The sequence below is a fragment of the Methanobrevibacter sp. genome (assembly GCF_051877095.1).
GTDB lineage: Archaea > Methanobacteriota > Methanobacteria > Methanobacteriales > Methanobacteriaceae > Methanocatella.
Genome location: NZ_JBJEIO010000009.1, coordinates 37,915 through 54,241 on the forward strand (window position 1 = coordinate 37,915; position 16,327 = coordinate 54,241).

Sequence of the window (16,327 nt, forward strand, 5' to 3'; positions counted from 1 at the left end):
TATAATGGCTGTTAATCCAGTATTGGTAGTTAAAGTAGTTGATAATACTAGTGTCGGTGTTCGTGCAAGATTATATGATGATTTTTCCGAACATGACATTCTTTTAAATTCTGTCCTTACGTATTGGTGGGCTAATAACATGCCTCCTGCTGTTAAATTTTTAGAGTTGTTTGATTCTGTTATCAAAAGGACTATCAATGAGATTATGCCTCATAAGACATTGAATTTGAAATATGAGGTTAAAGCGGATGATAATTTAGAGAATGCTTCTCAAATAGAAATAAATTTGATTTCTATATCCGCTGATGAAATAGGGTTTAAAATTGATGGAGGTTCTATTTTTCTAAAAGACTTGAGAAAAGTAGAAGATGATTTTGAACCTAATGAATTTTCAACAACTTTTGATCAATGTATTGAAACTCCGGATATTGTTTTAAAAAAATATAGGGAAATGAGAGGAGATTAAATATTTCTTCTTATTTTAGTTAGAATTTGCATAAATTTATTTAATGCATCTTCATAATTTTTAAAATTACTTCCTTTTATTAATCCTGTATTAAAAATATTAATATTCTCAATTTCTATTTTTTCTTTTGTTTTAGAAATGATTTCATTTTCTAATTGTCTTTTTGTATTTTCAATGTCAATTGTAAATGGGAGATTATATGAAAATGAACCATTTGAATAATTAAGAATAATCTCATTATTATTTTTAATTTCAGATAAATTTAATGATACTTTTTCATAACCTTGTCTTTTTAATTCAGCATCAATTTGTTTAAATTTATTTTTATTAATAATTTCATTAATCTTATCAACTTCACATATACTAAGATTTTCAAAATCTCTAACTTTGACAATTTCACATTTTGTATTTGATAAAATATAATTTTCACAATAGCTAATCCTATCAATTTTTTCTTTTGTTATAAGAGTGTTGGTTTTAATCCTAGTTGCAAGACAAGTAGTGGATTTTGAATAAGGAATATTATTGTTATTTAAATATTCATGAATCTCTTTTGAAGTTAATCTTGCTTCGATTAGTGGTGTTTCAAATCCATTAGTATATGTAATTAAAATTCCTGGGCGATCATCAACTAAATCACTTATGTTATTACCATCACAAATATAATCAAAGTCATTTGCATTTGCAATTTTTTTAATTTCAGCATACATTAAATTACGACAAGTATAACATCTTTTAGTAGTGTTTTTTAAAAAATCAGGGTTGTTATAAAAGTTAAGGTCAATAATTTCATGTTTAATACCAAAAAGGGAAGTAATATTTTTTGTGTGTTCGATAAAACCAGTTGGCATCAAATGATTATTAATTGTCACAGCTAATGTGTCTTTTGCAAACAAAGATGCTAAATAAATAATTAGTGTAGAATCGCTTCCTCCTGAAAAACCAATAGCTACTTTTTTATCTTTTAGAATATTAATGACAGTGTTAATTTTATCTTTTAATTTCATTTAATCACAGATTTAATGTGGTTTAATAATGTTTTTGCATCTTCTTTTTTAATATCTTTTGAATTACGAATAAAATTAATTAACTCTCCTTTTTTATCTTCATTTAAGCTAGACTGGGATAAAGTTTGAGCATAATTTCTTTGAGGATAATAAGTTTCTTTGGTAATTTTAACTAATTCTTCTTTTTCTTCTTGTGTTATAATATTTTCTTTTACAGCATTAGTAAAAACATAATTCATACTAATCAATGGAATTGAAAGAGCTTCTAATGTGTCTGAATCAAGCATTACTGCAACATCATCATCTGATGTAATGTTCCCACTAGCGTATTCATTATAACAATATCCAATACCTTTCATTCCGAGCACATCGAGTTCTGATGCTCTAAGAGCTCCCATACTGGAAGAACCATAAACTTTAACTCCTTTTTTCATTACATTAAGAATTTCTTTATGTCCTACCGCAGAATTTTGGTGGAATACTCCATCAATTATAGCTATGATATCGGGATTTTCTTTCATATCGTGGTTCAAATCCCCTCTTTTTATAGGTCTTTTATAGATTATTTCAATATCATCATGTGAATCTAAAATTTCTCTTGCTTCATCAAAGGGAAGGGAGAGTCCTGTATAAATTATGATTTTTACCATAGTATCATACTCTTAAAAATCTATATCCTGCACGGGAGGAATCAAGGGAATATACTTCCATTTCTGGAATTATTACTCTTACAACACTAACATCGAGTTCTGGCCTTGTTAAGTTAGTGTATAAAATTTGTTTAATTTCATTAGCTATTAATTCCTCTTTTACAATATCTAAATCTTCATTAATGGATGTTGTGGATTTATTTTCTATATCTTGAAGGCTAATTTGTTTTTTTTCTTCTCTAAAATAGTACTTATTGATTCTTTTCATCCTTTCATAGCCTGCTTCACGTGCAAAATCTGCTCTTACAGTATCTTCACGAGCACCATTAATTTGAGTTGCTCTACTTTGAGCAACTTCTGTTAAAGCTCTTAGGATTGCAATTTCTGGATCTAAGTGTGTTCCCATACCTAATGTTAATAATCCTGCATCTTTGGTAATAGTATCATCTGCTGAGGCAGCTATTGTTGGAATTTTAATATCTGCTGTAAAATCAATTAATTTAATTTTAATTCCATTGGATTCAAATTTTTCAAGTGTTTTGTTAATAAGTTTACTTTTAATACTGTCTAAATTAATTTGTGAATAGTTTTTATGTGTTAATTCAAAAATACTCCATGCATCACGTTCAATAACTTCAAATATTCCATGTAAAATTGCTTCATCTATAACATTTCCAGAAGCAAGACCATTAGTGTTTGATTTAAATAAACTGTTGAGATTATTTTCTTGATTATATGGATGAAAAACTGCATTTGAAGGAATATAATATTTATGGCCTGTTATTAAATCATTAGCTAAACTCCATTCTAGGGGTATTGAACTAATATCTTTTTTTTCATATTTTGAAGGTAAATTCAAAGATTTAGGGTCAATATATTCTCCTTTTTGACTTATTTCATTAATTGTTGCTATGGTTGTTTTATCGGTTTCTTGTTTTTCTGCAGAATATCTTTCAAAACCTTCCATCATAGCTGAAGCTTTAGCATGATCTTTTGAAATTCCTTTTCCTCCGTAAATACTAATTGCACCATCTTCTGCAGTAGGCCTAATAGCTGTAAAAACAGGAAGTCCAATTCTATCTAGGTCAGTAATATCTGCAATACGTGTAATTCCTGCAATTTTTAACTTGTTTTCGTTAATTTCAATTGTTTTTTTTGGAGCGATAACTCTGTGTGTTCCTTCAAAGTATGTGAGTTTATTGGTCATATTAATATCCTAAAATAATTCTTACAATATTTTCAACGCCTATTGTCATGGACATTAATGTCATTATGCCTGCAATTGCAATTGCAATTATCCAAATTCCAGCATTCCAAGTTAATACTTTTGATCCGTCTAAGTTTCCAATTGGCAATAAATTAAATACTGCTAAGAAACTGTTGATTGAATAACCAACGGAACATATAATAAATATTAATAATGAAGTTTCGGAATAAAATGCAGAAGGATATATTGCTACAGATATTGCTAAAAAGATTACGGCTAAGATGATATTAACAATAGGTCCTGCAATTGAGATTTTTCCGTTAATTTCTTCAGTCATGTAATTTGCATAAGTGTAAACGGCACCAGGAGCTGCAAATACGAATCCAAAAAAGGATGTGATGAGTGCAAATAATAATCCTTGTGGCCATAACTTAAATTCTGCCCAATATCCATACTTCATTGAAACAAGCTTATGTCCAAGTTCGTGTAGGATAAACCCTGCTCCAACACCAAACATAACAATTGGTAGTAGGTTAAGTATTGCACTAGGGTTCCTAGCACTATTTGCTATTGCAAAACTGAGGGAAATAAAGATGAATGCAATAAACAAATCTCTTATCTCACTAGTTGTAAATTTAAACATAGTCTTAAAATATCTAATTTAAGTTTAATAAAAGTATCCATTTTTAAATTAATTTCCGTGCTTTTTTTATAATACATTTGCTAAATGATTAAACATGGAGTTACATATAAAGAATATTTTAAAAGACTTAGAAAAAGATGATATTCAAGGTTATTTACTTACACAATTTACAAATGTTGAGTATATTTCTGGGTATAAGCCGACTAGTTTTGCGTTTTGTATTATTAAAGAGAATCCTGTTATTTATGCTTCAGGTATGGATATGGAATTAGCAAATCATGATTCAAGAATTGAAGTTAAAAAGTATGAATCTTATGATATCATGATACAGGAACTGAAAGAAGAAGGTATTAAAAACCTTGCGATTGAGCCAACATTACCTTACAGTACTTATGTTAGATTTAAGGATGATTTTGAAATATCTTCACAAAAATACATTGAAAAGCAACGTATGATTAAAACTGATTTAGAAATCGAAAAAATCAAAAAGGCAACAGAAATAGCTCAAAAATCTTTTTTACAACTAGATATTCTAAACAATAAAAGTACTGAAAAAGAAGTAGCTTTTGATCTTGCAAGATATATGATTGAAAATGGAGCTTCAAAAGAGTCTTTCGATACGATTGTGACAACTGGTTCCAATTCAAGTCTCCCACATGCAATTCCTGAGGATAAATCACTTGAACAACCAATTTTAATTGATTGGGGAGCTATTTATGAGGGATATTGCTCAGACAATACTCGTACAATGGTTTACTCAGAAGCTCAACAAGAGATTTGGGATATTGTAGCTGAAGCTCATGATAAAGCAATAAAAGCAATTAAACCTGGTCTTAAATGTTGTGAAGTAGATAAAGTAGCTCGAGATATTATTACTGAATATGGTTATGGAAATAATTTTATTCATTCTACTGGCCATAGTCTCGGTTTGGATATCCATGAAACTCCTGGATTTTCTACTCGTGATGATACAATAATTGAAGAGGGAATGGTTATAACAGTTGAACCAGGAATCTATTTGGAAGGGGAATTTGGAGTTCGTCTAGAGGATACTGTGTCAATTTCAAAAAGAACTAATGTAATTGGTAATTTGCCATTGAGAATTGATTAAATTCTGAGTAAATTCATTAATTACTTTTTTTTATAGTTAATTTGTTGGGACATAATTATTTATTACCATGATTACATTGGGATAATATTCATATTTTACTTATTAGTTATAATGTATTTATCATTTATTCTTTTTTTTTAAAAACTGTAAAATTGATTTTAAAAATAACCAATATTTTATATTATCTTAAAGTCAAGTAATGTTCATGAAATTTAAAATAATCAATGATTTAACAATATTTCTAGACAATAATGTTCCTGAAAAGTATTTATCAGTATTCCAGGAATTTTTATTAAGTGGATCTATTTTTACAGATGCTTCAACAATATTGGCAGTTTTGATAATGTTTATTATAATCTCTGAAATTTTACTGATGATGGTATTAACATTTTTTAGTTTGCCCGTTTCGATATTAATTTCACCTTTTTTCATTATTCCTATTCTTTTTTCGTATGTTATTGTTTGTCAAGAGAAGAGAACACAAAAAATTGAGAATTCATCTCCTGATTTTTTAAGACAACTTTCTAACATGTTGCAGGTTGGATTAAGTTTTGAAAAAACTTGAGTATAAGCTGTACACTTTATATATTGGTGGGTACATATGATATATTATGGTAGCTCCGTTAATGAAATTAAATCAAGAAGAATATTATAAATGGAAACAGTCAGTTCTATCATCAAAGTTCTATGAAGATGTTATTAAAAAAAGGAAAGTAACTGACACAACTAAAAATAGGTATGTTTTAAGCTTAGCTACATATTGTATGTACAATAATATGTCTGTAGATGAGCTTATGAAAGAAGCTGATGATGAAGAACGAGCAAATATTCGTGTAAAAGATAGAAAAATATTAAAAAGATTAGATAACTATCGAGATTGGTTGGTTGAACAAGGATTGCAAAAAATGACTTGTCAAACTCGTTTTAATGATGCAAAATGGTGTTATAGGCGAATGTATATTGAAGTTCCAGAGTTAAATGAATTTGATTATCCTCGAGAACAGCAATTGAAGTATAGTGATTTACCTACTACAATAGATATACAAAAAGCTGTTGATGGTGCAAATGCTTTATCTAACAAAGCTTTATATTTATTTGTTGCAAGTAGTGGAACAGCAAAGATGGAAACTTCATTACTTACTGTTCAAGATTTTATTGATGCAACAAGGGGAGAATATCATAATGAAATAGACAATATCCATAATGTACTAAAGATATTGGATGGTAAGAAGGATGTAATTCCATTGTTTGAAATGCATCGTGAAAAAACTGATTATTATTATCACACTTGCTGTTCACCTGAAGCAACACAGGCAATTATTAATCTATTACAAGCACAACCTATAATCAAAAATGATGACCCATTGTTTTACTTAAGTTATAATGGAATAGCTAAGGCATTTCAAAGAGCAAATCATAAACATAACTGGGGTAAAATAAAAAATTATTACTATTTCAGTAGTCATAGACTTAGAAAACGTCATGCTTCAATTATTGGTAATTATGATTTAGCCAATTATCTACAAGGTAGGAAGCCAGATAATAAAATCAAGGAAACTTACTATTTTAATAATCCAAAAAAAGTTAAAGAAGAGTATTTAAAGCATTTAAATGAATTAACCATCTATGAATCAAATTATAAGGATATTTATAGTGAAGAGTATGAAGAGTTGCTTAAAGAAAATGAAGAGCTTCGTAAACTTATAGATTCTCAAAAAACCAAAATTACGGAATTAGATGGAATAAATAAAGCATTATCAAAAAGAATGGGCTCTGTTGAAACTCAAGTTAAAGATATGGCTCGTAGCAATGATATTACTTATATTCAAAGCATTGCTTTAGAAGATGAATCTGTAAATAAGTATGGGTTAATGGATATTATAATTGACCTATACACCGATGATGTGGAGGGTCATAAAATTAAACATGTTGATGCAATGTATGTTAAAAAGCTTATTCCAAGAGCATTAATTATTAGAAGTTACGATGATGACTTTATGGATGAAAATGGCGAATGGATGTTCAGGGATAATTTATTACTGTTATATGGTCAAGAAAAATTTGATGAAGTTTGGAGAACGATTGATAAATTCAGATTTATTGCGTTTCCATTTATGGAAAAGGAATATTTGCATGAATCTCAGTCAAGGGATATTGATATAGCTTTATTACGGTATATGAAGAAGTTATATGATGATGGTGAAGAACCTACTCAAGAAGCTGTTTATAAAATTGTATGGGATGTATTAGATATTGATGAGGTATTAGGCGATTATGCAATATGATTATTAAACTACTCGTAAGGTGTGTTTTTTAAAAAAATAAAGTAATTGGAGCTCCATACTATCCTTTTATCTCTTTTCTATTTTTTTAATATTTTAGTAATTGCATCAGTACATCAAAAATTACTGCAATTTTCAGTTATATTTCAGCAAAAAATAGCTTCAGCACTACACTTTTATTTTTCCAAATAAGGGCTGAAGTAATTAAGAAATTACTCGATAGCCAGTTTCGTTTGTGTTTGGATGTTCTGTTGTGTTGTTGGGTCTTTTTGTGATATTGTGTCAAAAGACTGTAGTAATGACTAATTTTTCTGTAGTTGTTGTAACAATTTTATAGTATGTTAAATATAGAATTAATTAGGTGATAACTTATGGGGAAGTTTTATTGTACTGAATGTGGTAATGAACTGCAGGATGAATCTTTAAATTTTTGTGATAAGTGTGGTGCAAAAATTGAAAAATCTACAAATGATACTTCATTCTGCCCACAGTGTGGTAAAAAGATTGAGAATGGAAATTTTTGTTCTAGTTGCGGTTATTCTGTAACAAAAAAATCTTACAAATATCATGTAATTGTTGGTTATATTTTAGCCACTATTCTTGGCATACCTCTACCAGGATTAGCCATATTCGGACTAATAGTTGGTGGTTATTTAATTTATAAGAATTATGGAGATGTGTCTGTTGGTAAAATTAATAAAACTAGTGCAAATGCATTATTAATTATTCTTTTTTCAATCATAGCAATAACTAAATTATTTAACGGTGGAATCATACTGTTTGAGATAGTAGCAATCATTGTTTTAAATTATCTTTTAGAAACAGATAATGAAGGATTTTATAATATTCACACAAATTCCAAACAAAAATTAATTGTTATAGCAGTAATATTAATTTTAGCACTTATTGGTAGTTTGTGGGTATCTGGTACTTTTGACTCTCATTCAACTGATGATAGTAGTTCAAGTTTTGTTCCGGGGGGTGAAACAACTGTTTTTGGAAAAACATTTACTATTCCTCAAGGATTTGTAGAATCGGATAGGTATGGCACTTCTTCTTTTGAAACTGTTACTTTTGAGAATGATGATGGAGATAGTTTTGAGATTCATGTCTCATCTGACACTAGTTTCCCACTTGATAGTAAATATATTAAATCAAAATTTGATAGGACAATAAATGGCTTTGATGGAAAACAATTGTATTATGAACCAGCTAATACACAAAAATTTGTATATATTGATAACAATGGATTGTTAGTAGCCATTACTCCTCATGCAATTGGAAGTAGTGAAATTTATGATATTGTGGTATGTTAAGGAGTTATTTTATTTAATAACTCCAATTTTTTTTTAAAATTTAGTTGAATCTCTATCGTCATCTGTTAATTCAAAAGGAATAGTAATATTATTGCATTGTTCGGTTAAATAATAAATGTTTTGCTTCCACTCTTTTAATGCTGTCAATATATCCCTTCTTCACTAATCTATGAAATAAGCTTTGTAGATTATCTATGTTCTTGTAACTCTGTTCATTTGGACATATAATACTTTATTAGGGGTATTTTATTTTTCTCATTGTTGGGGTATGGGCTCGGAAAATGGTAATCTATGTTAAAACTCTAAATTTATCTCGTAATTCATTTCGTAAGTGATTAGTCAATTGATTGTTTGCTCAATTAATTGCTTAATTGCTTTTTTGCCTTTGAAAGTAAAGGTATGGCAATAGCTGATGATTCTGTTTTCAATACATTCATGTTTGTTGCAGAACTTTTTGCTGAGATGAAAGCCCGATCCGTTTTGATGTTGATGGGTGCAGGTATAAATTTTGTATATGTGTTCGTTCTCTAGGTGTTGTAAAATGAGCATTTTGGTGGTGTTTTTAGCTAAAAGAATGAGAGTTGTCTAAACTTTATATGAAAAAAGTCTACAACTCTCAATTCTTTTTTTATTTCATTCGCTGTAATTTTATTTCAAAAAGTTTTTTCAGAAAACACTTGTAAAGATATTAATAACTTCTGACATATTTTCAACACCAAATGCTTTTTTAATAAGATTAAATTGGTCTAATTTTACAGGAGGATTGCATCCTTTGCAGATGTAAACATGTTTATAAACACTAGCACTTGGATTTTCATCATCATGAAGTATGCAATGTATTAATTCATAATCTGGCAGATATTTTCTTTCATAGACTTTAACAGGTTCACAATCAAAAACTTTTCTTACAAGGTTTCTCATATCGCAGCGATTAAGCTCTACTAAATCTGGGCAATGACTGCAATCGTCATCACCAAAGTAATAAGTTTCCATGAAATCGAAATCTTTGTCTTTTAATATATCTAAGCAATTAGCTTGTGATATGTCTTTTATAAATTGTTCAGCAAATTCTTTATATGAACCTTTTGTAGAGTCTAGGTTAGCTTCAATTCCATATCTTGATAATGTACTATTAAAATCATTGGCTTCTTCACATGGCAATTTATCTCTTATAAATTTTTCAATTGCATAAAAAACACCATCGACACGTTTGCACCAATAATATGATATTCTACATTCTTCAGTTGCATGTCTAGAAATAGCTAAGTATATATCTCTACAATCGGGATTTTCAAGGTTTTTATAGGTGTATGGTATAAATACTCTTGCTTCATCGTATTTGTATCCTTTTGCTTTTAATGTATCATCTACTTTATAGCTTGAAAGTTCTTGAATTGATTTATATCTGTCATATTCATCAGTCTTGTTTATATTTTTATCAAATTTTTCTTCTTTCATAATATCACCTTTTCATTGGAGATGGAATATCTCCTTTAAATTCATTAACATTTCGTTTTTAGTCTTTGAGCCAGTTACTTGCATGATAAAATCGTATTTGTTAAGATTTACGCCGCAAGCGCTGCAATAAAAACGATTTTTAAATACAACTGCGCTAGGATGGTTATCATCATGAAATGGGCAGCAGTAAGTATTTCTATTTTCATATTTAGCTACTGGTTCGCCTAAGGTTAAAATAGCTAAATCTCTTAAGTCAACATTTTCAAATAAATCATCACTATGGTTAGTTTTACGTATTGCTATGCGTTTTTTATTTTCTAGCTTTGTCTCCTTATTTAAATCATCATTTAATGATACTAATAAATCATTGAAAGAGTTAGGGGCATAATAATCATCAATATTGAATTCAATAGGTTTGTTTTCATTTTTGATTATTTTATCGAGAGTATCCTCATAACTTAGGTCATTTGGTATTGGTTGACAATATAGTTTTGTTTTTGAGTTAATGCTGTAAGGGACTCGTTGAAGTCGCCTATGTGCATCACGATTTACAGCAATGTCAAGAGTATCTAAACCTAATGTTTTTTGAAAAACACTAGCTAAATGTTGGCTAATTTTACCAATTGATTTAGCTGCAACTCCCTAAAGAAAACATTAACATGAAAACCTTTGCTTCCGCTAGCAATAAGATATGCATTAATCTCTTTATTTCGTAAGTAATTGCATAGTTCGATAGCTTCTCTAAAAGGTTTTTCAAGCAGATCTTCATCAAAAATTAAAGATCTATATTCACTTTGCAGTGTCTTGATTTTTTCGCTTCTAGTTTTACCAACTAAATTTGATTGTACCTCAATAATTTCTTTTTTAATTGCTGAAGCTCTTTTATCTGTTACATCAAAGTCAAAGAATAATCTATCGGAGTACCTTTTACTGTTATCGTTCTTTTCGTATTCTGGTAAAGTTTTATAATAGCTAATCTCTGCTGCAAGAAGACCATGTACTCCAGAACGATATTTCAAATTTAAAAAGTTGAAAAATGTCTCTGATGGGTCAACATTATCTTTATAATGTTTGCAATTTAAAAAAAGAGGTTGTGATATCTCATGAAGGTATCTAACATCCCTATAATAATTACCATTGTAATAATCTCGATGGTAATCTCTTAAGGTATACATTTTAACCATCTCCTAATAGCTTTTTAAAATCATCACTAGCTCTGTAGTAAGTTTCATCATCTACTTTGTTTTCTAACACTAATTGTGAATTTAATAAATCATTTATACATTTGCCTACAGCAATAGATAGAAAATCAATAGATGTATCATCAGTGTTGTAATTTTCATGTATTTCATCTGTCAGTTGCTTTGCGGTTAAATTTCCTTTAATCAAGCATAAACCAATGTTGCGCGCAAGTTCAGGATTTTTCATCGTGCCTGTATTGGTTGTTATATCTAAGTTAGCACCCTTCTTTGAGCTTTGTTTTTCAAAAACAGTATTTTTAGAAGCTTTTGTGGGGGTGTGAAATTCACTCGAAGTTGGGTTAATATTCAATATTTTTGAATTTTTCAATTCTGAACCAATATCTTTTACATAAGATAAATCATTATATTTTGCTTTATCCAGGTTAACGGAATATTTGTCATAATTGAAATTGCTAACTGCAACATTTATAAAATTATAATAAGAATTGTAGTCATTAATGTCGAGTTCATTTGAATAATTTTCACAATAAAAATTAAGGTATGCCCACCCCTCTTCATTTAAAGTAATATTACACAACATAAATAAAGAGTATAAAACGGTTTGTTTAAAATTTAAGCTATTAATTTGGTTGCTATTTTTAATTTCGCAACCTACACAACTCCTTTTTTTATCACCCTCTTTTATTTTGTAGTATATCCAAGGTGATGATGATGAGCTATCTTTATCAAATAGTATCTTCCCTATCAAACCCATGTCTTCTAATGACTTAGCTGTACCCTGAGGATAATCTAAATAATTTCGTAGAGTACTTGATGCAATGCCTGTAGCTTTAGAAATGTTGCTTCTAGTGTATTCTTTTTCAAGGATTTCATTTTTCTCTTCTTTTGATTCCGCATCATTATACTTAGTTAATGCTTTTTTATGCTGGTCATGAGCTTCTTCATGGGTCTTTTCGGGTAAATATTCGAGTATTCTAATATGTTTATCGTTTAGTTTAAACTCTTGTATTTTTGCAGTTTTTTTCCATAATTCATTTACAAAGCTATAATCTTCATAAGAACCAATATAAATGTCTTTTTCACCGATTTTAACACTTTTTCTATTTAATGCATGAAAAAAAGTTTTAGATTTCACTAATGTAATAAATCCTTTTATATTTCTGTTGTTTAGTTCACTAGGGTCAAACAATAGTGTAAATGGGTTAAAAACATTAATGTCCATTTCAACTAGGTATTGGATAGCTGATTGGATTATTAACCTGCTTCTTTTGATAATTTCATTATTCTCAGAGTCTATGATGGTGTTAGTTTTGACTTTTCCTTTGATATTTTTCTTACTATCTTTTCCTGTGACAATGATGTTTAACTTATACAATCGGTTTAGAAGTTCTTCATCAATATTGTTCTTGGCATAAGTTAGTATAATTAGAAATTTGCCTTCTAAAGTAAAAGTTCGGGCTTTACCATCAATTACTGTCCTTAACTCTTTCACTGGTTTTTTATTATCTGCTAATTCTTTTATAACTTCAATCATTGATTCACTAAGGACAACATCGTCAAAAATCAAAATGTTGTATTTCCCATATGAATCGCGGTCATAATACACGTTTCTAGGAGAGATGTTCCGTACAATATTTATGTAGCATGGAGGGTAATTTTCTGATGTTTCGATAACTATATCAGTTTTTCCCACACCTGTGTCCGCATTAACTTCAGTATGAACCGGCTGATCAATAAAGACAGATGAAAGTATTAATGCGAGTTGATTTGTAGCGTCCTTATTGCCTTCGTGAGTCCAAGAGATGTTGTCTATTGTATTATCAAATAGTTTATCCTCTTCTAACATCTTAATAGCTTCTTCTTGAATTACTTTGTCATAATCTGTAAAGCTTATGGTATCTGGGCTTTGCTCTTCCACTTCTTCGGCTTCTACTTTTTTTGGAAATTCAAAGTCGACTTCCTTTAAAACACTTAAACAATTGGCCTGGATAATAGATCTCTTAAAATTACTAACAAATGAAATCAGTTCATCTTCATTAAATTCAAGGCCAGCGCTCTCGCTTGCTTTGAGTAGATTAGTAATTAGTTTCTTATCTTCTTCGTTAATTAATTTATCACTTCTATAAATTGTTAAAGTCTGAAAACTATTGCCATTATATTTGGTCCATATATAGATAAGTTCTAACTTTTTACTTTCGTTTCTACTGAGTTTTAAATAATTGTCTTGATTAAAAGGGATATACACTCCACTTTCATCAAATTTATAATTGATTAACTCGTCTGTTACTTTATAAATAGATTGATCATCTGCTATTTCTTTTTTAATAGCAACTTTAAGATCATCAAATTCTTCACGCATTTTTTCCTCCTAAAAAAAATAATAAGCATCCAAGGAGAAAAAGTATTTTAAATATTAGACACATACATAGTTTTGCCGTTATGTGATGTGTTCATGTACTTTTCTACTTGAATACATTACGTTTCTTTTTACATCAAATCTGATTCTCTTTCAGACTCGTAAAGAGCTTGTTCTATTAATTCGTCTTCAGATGGTTCATCTAGATCAAAATCTATAAAACCATACTTTTCACAATATCCGCAGTAATCGCATTTTTCATACGGATACAACATACAGGGGTCACCTTTTTTATTCATCATAAAAATCACCTCTAATAAAGAAATTTTCTTCTATTTCATCATAACTTGCGTCAAAAAAACGCATATGATTATCTTCTAATAATCTGATTAATATTGAATCAAGATTTGCCATGCTGTTGTTAAGATGATTTATATTCAAATTTAAGAGACCTTGTTCAGCTTCGCCAGATTTCATATTGTCAATTATTTCTTCCAGTTCCTTTGCTGTAAATTCATCTTTTATTCCAGTATCGTGGTAGTATAGGATAGTATCAATTAAATGTGTTGCTCTTATACTAATGCTAGTTCCATAATAAACAGCATTGTCAATGACTTTTCTAAGGTATACTAATTCAGTTATCATTTCTTGTACAGTTTCTTTTTTCATGTAATCGTTTTCAAAATCATTCTTCATTATCATCACCATTATCAAATATTGGTTCGATTTTTTCAGTTAACCATTCACTTTTATTACAAATTTTACAGTTTTTTTCTTCTATTTCACTTAATTCAATAATTAAACAATTTAAGACGACATGAAATCCTAGCAGGCAGTTGATAGCTTTTAAACCATCATCCCTTTCCATATCTATTGTTCTTGAATCAAATTGAGGCAATGAATCTAAATACTCGTTAAATGATATTAACAAGATATATAAATGATTCATCTCACCTTGTAGTTCATCTGTTTTTTCAACTAAATTTCTCATACTTTCCAGTTCTTCGTTTTTGATATTTTCGCTGTATATTATATCGTCCTCTTATATAGTGTAAATTTAAATAATTTTTTTACAGAAGGCATTGATTTAAAAAACCTTCTTTCCACTACTTATATAGTCAACACATGATTATTTTTACTAATAATCTTCTATACTTGTGTGATGATTATTAGTTTATCGTTTAGCTTATTTATATGGCTTAGTTTTTCATAAAATTGCGAATTATTCGGCGTAAGTGCGAATGCAGTATATTTAAATAAGTCATTTTTTTCGCATTTTTGCGAATTTTTTTGATACTTTAATAATTAATCTGGAATAGTATATTTACAGGAATTATCAAAATATAGTATTATGAGACAGATATTATCTAATGAAATTATCTATGAAGTGATTAAGTCATCAAACGTGTTACATAAGTCCATGATTAGTTTTATGTTTACTACTGGATTGAAACATGATAAACTTAGAACTTTTAAAATTAAAGATTTATTACGTGCATGTAGTGCTTTTATGGATAATGGAGAATCTATTGATGATTTATTAAAGAAAAATTCATTAGAGATTATTCCCTGTTGGAGAATATCTGATAGTTCTAATGTAGGAATTTGTTTTAACACTCCTGAAACCACCCAATATTTATTTGATTATTTAAAAGACAGACAAAGATATGCTAATTTTAATGAAGAAAGTTATTTATTCAAAAATTATAATAAGGGTAATCCTGCTCTTAATGATGAAGAGCAATTAGAAAAAGATTTTATTACAAAAGAATTAAGCCGTAAGAAAAAAGATTTAAACAAATTACATAATGGTGATGAAATACAGTTCAATCCAGGAAATATTACCTACACATTTATTAAAATATGTAATGATCATTTAAAATTGGATGATTCAGATAAAAAAGAACTAATTGCTTTATTTCAAGCTAACACAACAAAAGAAAATAAATTTTATGATGACCCGAATATCAAAGAGTATTACACGGAATTAGTACAATATCTAACAATAGACCCTATATATGAATCTTATCATTATCCAGATGGTGACGATGGTGGCAGTGTTGAAGATGATGAAGAGAACAATGTTTATTCTGATTGGGATATTAAGCAAAAAATTGGTTCATATTACATGAACAATATTAAAACAGTGCATAAACTTGATTATAATGAATATGATAGGTTATGTGGTATTGTATATGATTTAGCTATATATGATAGAGATTCTAAACACCACACGTTTATACTTAATGATGAATCATTGGATAATTATTTTAAAAAAGCTAAAGTCCAAGTTCTAATTGAAGACTATACAGAAGAAATACATGTTCTAGTTAACGAAGGCAATATCGATGTTAAAATTAATGAGATTATTCATTTAATGGATAAGATAGGTGTTCTTTATCTAATTCAAGATCATAATCATTTGATAAAGGTAATAAAAGAATACTTGACTTTCCCAATACATGATTATGGGGAATTTGTAATCACTTCATCAGCCATAAATGATATCATAAATCTTTGTATTGATGGTTTTTTCATGAATTGATTTATGCTCTATTACATGTTTAAAATAGCTATGTAAGACACGGAATGGATTTACTATGGTATGTATGTAAGACAGTAATTAGAC

Annotated in this window: 18 protein-coding genes; 7 read left to right on the top strand and 11 right to left on the bottom strand. The window is 28.8% G+C overall.

Annotated features, from left to right (window positions below):
* The first annotated feature begins 4 nt into the window (after positions 1-4).
* Complete coding sequence (locus ACI389_RS06120; RefSeq protein ID WP_439780652.1) at positions 5-466, top strand: hypothetical protein; 462 nt, start codon at positions 5-7, stop codon at positions 464-466.
* On the opposite strand, the gene ACI389_RS06125 is transcribed toward ACI389_RS06120, so the two are convergent.
* Genes ACI389_RS06125 through ACI389_RS06140 form a run of 4 tightly spaced genes read right to left on the bottom strand, consistent with a single transcriptional unit; the run spans position 463 to position 3,973 of the window.
* Complete coding sequence (locus ACI389_RS06125; protein ID WP_439780653.1) at positions 463-1,473, bottom strand: ATP-dependent sacrificial sulfur transferase LarE; 1,011 nt, start codon at positions 1,471-1,473, stop codon at positions 463-465. The two genes, ACI389_RS06120 and ACI389_RS06125, sit on opposite strands and share 4 nt — an antisense overlap.
* Complete coding sequence (locus tag ACI389_RS06130) at positions 1,470-2,123, bottom strand: TfuA-related McrA-glycine thioamidation protein (protein ID WP_439780654.1); 654 nt, start codon at positions 2,121-2,123, stop codon at positions 1,470-1,472. The genes ACI389_RS06125 and ACI389_RS06130 overlap by 4 nt, the downstream gene beginning before the upstream one ends.
* A 4-nt stretch (positions 2,124-2,127) precedes the next feature.
* Positions 2,128-3,330, bottom strand: coding sequence for a YcaO-related McrA-glycine thioamidation protein (locus ACI389_RS06135; protein ID WP_439780655.1), 1,203 nt, complete (start codon positions 3,328-3,330; stop codon positions 2,128-2,130).
* 1 nt (position 3,331) lies between these two features.
* Positions 3,332-3,973 carry a site-2 protease family protein gene (locus ACI389_RS06140; protein ID WP_439780656.1) on the bottom strand — a complete coding sequence of 214 codons (642 nt, stop codon included), beginning with the start codon at positions 3,971-3,973 and terminating at the stop codon, positions 3,332-3,334.
* Positions 3,974-4,067: 94 nt separating this feature from the next.
* On the opposite strand from ACI389_RS06140, the gene ACI389_RS06145 reads away from it, so the two are divergent.
* The 5 genes from ACI389_RS06145 (at position 4,068) to ACI389_RS06165 (ending at position 9,213) form a co-directional block, all read left to right on the top strand.
* Positions 4,068-5,084 carry a M24 family metallopeptidase gene (locus ACI389_RS06145; RefSeq protein WP_439780657.1) on the top strand — a complete coding sequence of 339 codons (1,017 nt, stop codon included), beginning with the start codon at positions 4,068-4,070 and terminating at the stop codon, positions 5,082-5,084.
* 205 nt (positions 5,085-5,289) lie between these two features.
* Complete coding sequence (locus tag ACI389_RS06150; protein ID WP_439780658.1) at positions 5,290-5,649, top strand: hypothetical protein; 360 nt, start codon at positions 5,290-5,292, stop codon at positions 5,647-5,649.
* A gap of 46 nt (positions 5,650-5,695) precedes the next feature.
* Positions 5,696-7,369 (top strand): hypothetical protein, encoded by a 1,674-nt coding sequence (locus ACI389_RS06155; RefSeq protein ID WP_439780659.1) that lies wholly within the window; start codon positions 5,696-5,698, stop codon positions 7,367-7,369.
* 368 nt (positions 7,370-7,737) lie between these two features.
* Positions 7,738-8,682 carry a zinc ribbon domain-containing protein gene (locus tag ACI389_RS06160; RefSeq protein ID WP_439780660.1) on the top strand — a complete coding sequence of 315 codons (945 nt, stop codon included), beginning with the start codon at positions 7,738-7,740 and terminating at the stop codon, positions 8,680-8,682.
* A gap of 363 nt (positions 8,683-9,045) precedes the next feature.
* A complete protein-coding gene (locus ACI389_RS06165) occupies positions 9,046-9,213 on the top strand; it encodes a hypothetical protein (protein ID WP_439780661.1) in 168 nt (55 codons plus the stop codon).
* A 135-nt stretch (positions 9,214-9,348) separates the two neighbouring features.
* Here the strand turns inward: ACI389_RS06165 and ACI389_RS06170 are convergent, their stop codons facing one another.
* From ACI389_RS06170 to ACI389_RS06200, 7 genes are all read right to left on the bottom strand, one after another.
* Positions 9,349-10,140, bottom strand: coding sequence for a hypothetical protein (locus ACI389_RS06170; RefSeq protein WP_439780662.1), 792 nt, complete (start codon positions 10,138-10,140; stop codon positions 9,349-9,351).
* 12 nt (positions 10,141-10,152) lie between these two features.
* Positions 10,153-10,764 carry a CHC2 zinc finger domain-containing protein gene (locus ACI389_RS06175; protein ID WP_439780742.1) on the bottom strand — a complete coding sequence of 204 codons (612 nt, stop codon included), beginning with the start codon at positions 10,762-10,764 and terminating at the stop codon, positions 10,153-10,155.
* Entirely contained in the window at positions 10,740-11,315 is a 576-nt protein-coding gene (locus ACI389_RS06180) for a hypothetical protein (RefSeq protein WP_439780663.1), read from the bottom strand. Before ACI389_RS06180 ends, ACI389_RS06175 begins: the two co-directional genes overlap by 25 nt.
* Position 11,316: 1 nt before the next feature.
* A complete protein-coding gene (locus ACI389_RS06185) occupies positions 11,317-13,701 on the bottom strand; it encodes a hypothetical protein (protein ID WP_439780664.1) in 2,385 nt (794 codons plus the stop codon).
* A 128-nt stretch (positions 13,702-13,829) separates the two neighbouring features.
* Positions 13,830-13,973 (bottom strand): hypothetical protein, encoded by a 144-nt coding sequence (locus ACI389_RS06190; RefSeq protein WP_439780665.1) that lies wholly within the window; start codon positions 13,971-13,973, stop codon positions 13,830-13,832.
* 16 nt (positions 13,974-13,989) lie between these two features.
* Positions 13,990-14,394: a hypothetical protein gene (locus ACI389_RS06195; protein WP_439780666.1), complete on the bottom strand. Its 405-nt coding sequence runs from the start codon at positions 14,392-14,394 to the stop codon at positions 13,990-13,992.
* Complete coding sequence (locus ACI389_RS06200; protein WP_439780667.1) at positions 14,384-14,689, bottom strand: hypothetical protein; 306 nt, start codon at positions 14,687-14,689, stop codon at positions 14,384-14,386. The genes ACI389_RS06195 and ACI389_RS06200 overlap by 11 nt, the downstream gene beginning before the upstream one ends.
* Positions 14,690-15,049: 360 nt before the next feature.
* Between ACI389_RS06200 and ACI389_RS06205 the strand changes: the two genes are divergently transcribed.
* Positions 15,050-16,243, top strand: a complete 1,194-nt coding sequence (locus ACI389_RS06205) for a hypothetical protein (protein WP_439780668.1) — start codon at positions 15,050-15,052, stop codon at positions 16,241-16,243.
* Positions 16,244-16,327: the final 84 nt, after the last annotated feature.

Excerpts from the sequence above, each read along its gene's own strand:
- ACI389_RS06140 (WP_439780656.1), bottom strand. The coding sequence starts at position 3,973 with ATGTTTAAATTTACAACTAGTGAGATAAGAGATTTGTTTATTGCATTC.
- ACI389_RS06160 (WP_439780660.1), top strand. The coding sequence starts at position 7,738 with ATGGGGAAGTTTTATTGTACTGAATGTGGTAATGAACTGCAGGATGAA.
- ACI389_RS06170 (WP_439780662.1), bottom strand. The coding sequence starts at position 10,140 with ATGAAAGAAGAAAAATTTGATAAAAATATAAACAAGACTGATGAATAT.
- ACI389_RS06205 (WP_439780668.1), top strand. The coding sequence starts at position 15,050 with ATGAGACAGATATTATCTAATGAAATTATCTATGAAGTGATTAAGTCA.
- ACI389_RS06130 (WP_439780654.1), bottom strand. The coding sequence starts at position 2,123 with ATGGTAAAAATCATAATTTATACAGGACTCTCCCTTCCCTTTGATGAA.
- ACI389_RS06200 (WP_439780667.1), bottom strand. The coding sequence starts at position 14,689 with ATGAGAAATTTAGTTGAAAAAACAGATGAACTACAAGGTGAGATGAAT.
- ACI389_RS06180 (WP_439780663.1), bottom strand. The coding sequence starts at position 11,315 with ATGTATACCTTAAGAGATTACCATCGAGATTATTACAATGGTAATTAT.
- ACI389_RS06155 (WP_439780659.1), top strand. The coding sequence starts at position 5,696 with ATGGTAGCTCCGTTAATGAAATTAAATCAAGAAGAATATTATAAATGG.
- ACI389_RS06150 (WP_439780658.1), top strand. The coding sequence starts at position 5,290 with ATGAAATTTAAAATAATCAATGATTTAACAATATTTCTAGACAATAAT.
- ACI389_RS06125 (WP_439780653.1), bottom strand. The coding sequence starts at position 1,473 with ATGAAATTAAAAGATAAAATTAACACTGTCATTAATATTCTAAAAGAT.
- ACI389_RS06120 (WP_439780652.1), top strand. The coding sequence starts at position 5 with ATGGCTGTTAATCCAGTATTGGTAGTTAAAGTAGTTGATAATACTAGT.
- ACI389_RS06195 (WP_439780666.1), bottom strand. The coding sequence starts at position 14,394 with ATGAAGAATGATTTTGAAAACGATTACATGAAAAAAGAAACTGTACAA.
- ACI389_RS06145 (WP_439780657.1), top strand. The coding sequence starts at position 4,068 with ATGGAGTTACATATAAAGAATATTTTAAAAGACTTAGAAAAAGATGAT.
- ACI389_RS06190 (WP_439780665.1), bottom strand. The coding sequence starts at position 13,973 with ATGTTGTATCCGTATGAAAAATGCGATTACTGCGGATATTGTGAAAAG.
- ACI389_RS06185 (WP_439780664.1), bottom strand. The coding sequence starts at position 13,701 with ATGCGTGAAGAATTTGATGATCTTAAAGTTGCTATTAAAAAAGAAATA.
- ACI389_RS06135 (WP_439780655.1), bottom strand. The coding sequence starts at position 3,330 with ATGACCAATAAACTCACATACTTTGAAGGAACACACAGAGTTATCGCT.